Annotated in this window: 2 protein-coding genes, 1 tRNA gene and 1 pseudogene; 2 read left to right on the forward strand and 2 right to left on the reverse strand. The window is 67.8% G+C overall.

Annotation, left to right across the window (positions count from 1 at the left end; all coding sequences use genetic code 11):
• Positions 1 to 478: 478 nt before the first annotated feature.
• A complete protein-coding gene (locus CH339_RS23365) occupies positions 479 to 1291 on the reverse strand; it encodes an ion transporter (RefSeq protein ID WP_111436824.1) in 813 nt (270 codons plus the stop codon).
• Between the two features lie 176 nt (positions 1292 to 1467).
• Here CH339_RS23365 and CH339_RS23370 point away from each other — a divergent pair.
• Together CH339_RS23370 and CH339_RS23375 are read left to right on the forward strand one after the other, a co-directional pair.
• Positions 1468 to 1541 (forward strand) — tRNA-Gly (locus tag CH339_RS23370).
• A 314-nt stretch (positions 1542 to 1855) separates the two neighbouring features.
• Complete coding sequence (locus tag CH339_RS23375; RefSeq protein ID WP_111436825.1) at positions 1856 to 2512, forward strand: carboxymuconolactone decarboxylase family protein; 657 nt, start codon at positions 1856 to 1858, stop codon at positions 2510 to 2512.
• A 232-nt stretch (positions 2513 to 2744) separates the two neighbouring features.
• On the opposite strand, the pseudogene CH339_RS25345 reads toward CH339_RS23375, so the two are convergent.
• Positions 2745 to 4517: pseudogene (locus tag CH339_RS25345) on the reverse strand (glycosyltransferase); the annotation flags it as partial.
• Positions 4518 to 4859: the final 342 nt, after the last annotated feature.

Consider the following 4859-nt stretch of genomic DNA (forward strand, 5'->3'; position numbering starts at 1 on the left):
CTATCGCGTCTGCTTCGGTGCAACGCATATCGCAACCATTGACCTCAACCATACCCGAAACGATCATCAATGACTGTAAGCCATGTCCCCGAACACCTGTCAATCATCTCCCCGGGACAAACATTTAGTCCGGGATCCATTGCCCCCATCGGCAGTGTAGCCCGTGGCGGGTCTTGGCACGGATCCCGGCCCCGCAAACGTCGCCCCTGAGCCGCGAAAGGCATACCGCGTCGAGACGGGCAATAGATCCCGGCTCTCCGCTTCGCTCCGGCCGGGATGACGGAGGAGTGTTGGGCCGGCGTGGGGAAATCATCGAAGCCGTAAGGCTTCGCAAGCGCGACCGCGCGCCGGCGCTCATGCGCCGCCCCCGTCGGAGGCTAGCGAGCGATAGCGAGCGCTCAGCCGTGAGACACAAAAAACCCGCCGCCCTTGCGGAGGTCATCAGCGTCACGAACCGACCGAGCGCGGTTCATCCCCCCTACCCCCGCTCCTCCGTCTGGCGGCGCTCGTCGATGACGGCGCGCAGCGCCGCCACTTCCTTGCGCAGGGCCCGGAGTTCGATGACGACGTTGCCGGTCTCCTCGTGGATCGCCACGCGGTCGGCGGCGGCTTCGGCCTCGTGCTCCTCCTGCATCGCCGAGACGATGATACCGATGAACAGGTTGAGCACGGTGAAGGCCGTCGACAGGATGAACGGCACGAAGAAGACCCAGGCGAGGGGGTGGGTTTCCATCACCGGCCGGACGATCCCCATCGACCAGCTTTCCAGCGTCATGATCTGGAACAGCGTATAGGCCGAGGCGCCGATGGTGCCGAACCATTGCGGGAAGTCGGCGCCGTAGAGCTTCGTCGCCATCACCGAGAAGACGTAGAAGATCAGCACCATGAGGAGCACGATGGAGCCCATGCCGGGCAGCGCGGCAACGAGCCCGCCGACGACGCGCCGGAGCGACGGCACCACGGAGATCAGCCGCAGCACACGCAAAATGCGAAGCGCCCGCAGCACCGACAGGCTGCCGGTCGCCGGCATCAGGGCGATGGCGACGACGAAGGTATCGAACAGGCTCCAGGGATCGACGAAGAAGCGGCGCCCGTGGACGATCACCCTCAGTACCAGTTCCAGGACGAAGATGGCGAGGATGATCCGGTCCAGCACCATCAGGAACGGGCCGATCTCGGCATAGACGCTCTGGCTGGTCTCAAGGCCCAGGGTGATGGCGTTGATGACGATGAGAACGATGATGGCGCCTTCGAAACGCGGCGACGTCACAATCGAGCGAAGCTTGTCCATTCCCGACCCGCTGTCTGAAAATTCCTTCCGGCCGCCCGGTTCGCGGCAGCCCTTCAAGTCGGTTTTCCGGGGCGATCCGTCAAGGCGAAATAAGTGGTAGTGACGCCGCCTCTTGACATGCACCCCGCTTGCCCTTGAATAAGCATCGCAAGCGCGCTGATCGATCGGCCGCTCCCGCGGGTGTAGCTCAATGGTAGAGCAGAAGCTTCCCAAGCTTACGACGAGGGTTCGATTCCCTTCACCCGCTCCATTTCACATATCTCACGCGAATTCGCTTCGCTCATCGCTCCGATGGGCGGCCTGACCGGCCGGCGCTCGTTCGAGCTTGCGAACGCTTTGCGTTCGGACAGTCGCCATCTAGGCGCACCAATCGCCTGATTCGCGCCCCCTTCCCGTTCTCGACACGCGACCTCGTCGCCGGCGCAATTGTCGCGCGCACGAAAATGTGCGTGCCTGGAAGATGCATTCGCGCGATCAAGGGGTTACAGTCCACGGAACATCCAACGACCGACCGTGCCGGCCTTCGCGAGCCAGGCGCGGCGACCAGCACATTGGGGGACTTTCATGGCAGACCGGGAGCCGCAGGCCGCGGCGCATGCGCACCTGCGCGTGCCGCCGAAGGCGCTGAAGGAGTATCCGCTGACGCTTCGGCCGTTCTTCTGGAACCAGAAGCGCAAATACGGCGCGATCCTCGACGGTGCGCTCCTCTGGGGCCGCTCGCCCCTGGTATTTCGAATGCTGGCGCTGCTCTACGGCGCCTTCGACCGCAGGCGCTCGCCGGTCGATCCGGCGATGCGCTCGCTGCTCACCGTCCGGGTCTCCCAGCTCAATGGTTGCGCCTTCTGCATCGATCTCAACACCGCAACGCTGCTGAAGCGCGGCGTGTCGGAGGAAAAGGCCTTCGCGCTCGCTGACTGGCGCACCTCGCCGATGTTCGACGCCAGGGAGCGCCTGGTGCTGGAGCTCGCCGAGCGGATGACGCGGGATCCGCAGACCGTCGACGACGACCTGATCGCCGACCTCGGCGCGCATTACGACCATGACGGCATCGTCGAACTTGCCGGGCTGATCGCCTTCCAGAACATGTCGGCAAAGTTCAATACTGCCCTCGGCGTGCCGCCGAAGGGGTTCTGCCGGGTGCCGCTTCCGAAGGCCGTGGTGGCGGCGGACGATGGGCCAGTCCATGCTCCGTCTTTGCCCAGTGAAGCGGCCGGAGAATGAGATCGGCAATGGCGGCAACGAGCGCTGCCGCCATCAGCAGCCAGTAGACCGGCAGCGTCAGGAAGATATGCGCCGGGGTCTTCAGCCGGCGCCGCCTTGCCGCGCGCCGGATCAGCAGCGACGGCGCGAGCCAGCCGGCAAGGCCGACCGCCCCGTGCAGCACCAGCGGCGTCGCCCTGCCGCCTGCAAGTGCCTCCGGCAGCGGCAGCACTCCCAAGGACATTGCGCCAAGCATCCCCGCCAGCACGAGGTGTAGGCCGAGCACGGCAAGGCCGCCACCGATCAGGAGCTGGAACATGGCGAAATCGGCAAGGCCGAGGTCGCGCAGGAGGCGGACCGGGCGGCGCATATGGACCAGCCAGGTCTGCAGCCAGCCCTTGTACCAGCGCGTCCTCTGGCGGAACCAGACCGGCAGGGTGAGCGGCGCCTCCTCCCATGTGGTGGAGGCGATCGTCGTCATCTTCCAGCCATGGCGGGCGAGCCGGTAGCCGAGATCGGCGTCCTCCGTGACGTTGAAGGGATCCCAGCCGCGCACGGCATCGAGGGCCGCGCGGCGGATGTGGTTCGACGTGCCGCCGAGCGGAAAGGCAAGGCCGCGCCGGGCCAGCCAGGGAATCAGGCCGTCGAAGAGGGCGGCATATTCCAGCGCGAAATTGCGGGTCAGCCAGTTGTCCCCGGCATGGTCGATGGCAAGGCTCGCCTGGATGCAGCCAAGGTCGTCCGATCCATCGACGAATTTCTCCGCGACGCGGCGAAGCTGGTCCGGCTCCGGCCGGTCCTCGGCATCGAAGATGGTGACGATGTCGCCGGCGGCGAAGGCGAGCGCATGGGCGAGCGCCTTCGGCTTGGTGCGCGGCCCGAGCTGCGGCACGGCAACGACGTCCATTGCCGGGCCCCGGGCAAGGTCCGACAGGCGCTTTCGGGTCGTTCCGTCGTCGGCTTCGACGATGAGCTTGATGTCCAGCTTCTCGGCCGGGTAGTCGAGGTTCTGAAGCGCTTTGATGAGGCCCGGCAGGGTGCGCTTCTCGCGATAGAGCGGCACCAGCACGGTGTAGGCCGGCAATTCGTCGTCCGGTACCGGCGTCGGGGCCGGCATGTGGGCAGGCCGTTCGATCGCCGCCAGCAGCCGCGGCAGGGTGACGGCGGCGATGGTGCCGGCGGACAGGATCTCGGCGAGGACGACGGAGGCGGGCGGCAGCGCGGCACCGACGAGGCTGGTGACGGCGGCGAGCGCGAGAAAGGTGCCGCCCTCGACCGTGGTCATGCGCCGGGCCGCGGAAAGCTCTGGCGCGCCTCGGGCAAGCACGGCAACGGCCTCAGCGCAATCGCGCCGGGCGTGGCGAGTGCGCAGGCGGGCTTCCAAAGCACGGTCGGCAACGACGCCGATCCGTGTCGCAAGGCCCGGGTCGCGGGCGAGCATCTGCAGGAGGCGCTGCACCGTTTCGACGCGCGGGACGACGGCGACAAGGGCGCCGTTGAGGGTCTCCACCCCCGCCGTTGTCTGGCAGCGGTAGTCGGCGGGCCGAAGGCCGTCGTATGCGCCCGCCAGGGAGAACCGTTGCAGCCGCGCGCAACCGGCTATGTCGGCCAGCGCGTCGGCCAATCGTTCCGCCGTCACAAGGCCGCGGCGGAGGGCAAGCGCCAGAGGATCGGCGCTGCGCTCTCGCCCCTCGGCACCGAGCGCGTGGGCTTGCTCGCGCGGTAGGCCGGCCCAGTGGAGCAGAAGCTCCGGCGCCTCTGCGATCTCGGCCGAGATTTCCACCCGGCAGGCAGCGGCGGTTCGGGCGATCAACGCCATCTCGACCAGCACGATGCGGTCGCGCAGGTCCGGGTGGCGGCGGATGTGGCCGATGAACCGATCGAACCCGTCCGGTGGCGGCGCCATGGCAGTCCGGCGGCCGAGCGGCCCGCCGTCGATCATCAGATGGCGCAGCCCCTCAGCGCCGTCCTTCGCCAGATAAAAGCGCGTTGCAACCGGGACCGGCAGCCGCGCCCCGGTCAGCATCGGCAGGCCGAGGTGGACGGAAAGGGCCCGGGTCAGTGCCGTCTCGCCGAGCCGGCCGTCGGCAAGCGCCTGCTCGGCGACGCTGAGGCCGAAGGCCCGCGCCCGGCGCGCCAAGGCGCGGATCTCGGCACCGTCGAGGCCGGCATGGATCAGGAAGCCAGTGCCGGACGGAAACGCGTCGTCGAAGGCGCGAGGCCGATCGGCACCTATGGATTTGAGGAGGGTCCCCGGTGGCCGTCCGGCAAGACGGCCAAGCAGCTCCTGCGCCGAGCGCGCCGGCCGCCGGACGGCGGGGATCGGCAGGAACGCGGGCGGACCGGGACTTCGCCCGCCGCTCGCCGG

It is taken from the genome of Rhodobium orientis (assembly GCF_003258835.1).
GTDB lineage: Bacteria > Pseudomonadota > Alphaproteobacteria > Rhizobiales > Rhodobiaceae > Rhodobium > Rhodobium orientis.

Bases quoted from the DNA above. Each gene is read 5' to 3' on its own strand.
- CH339_RS23365 (WP_111436824.1), bottom strand. From the start codon at position 1,291: ATGGACAAGCTTCGCTCGATTGTGACGTCGCCGCGTTTCGAAGGCGCC.
- CH339_RS23375 (WP_111436825.1), top strand. From the start codon at position 1,856: ATGGCAGACCGGGAGCCGCAGGCCGCGGCGCATGCGCACCTGCGCGTG.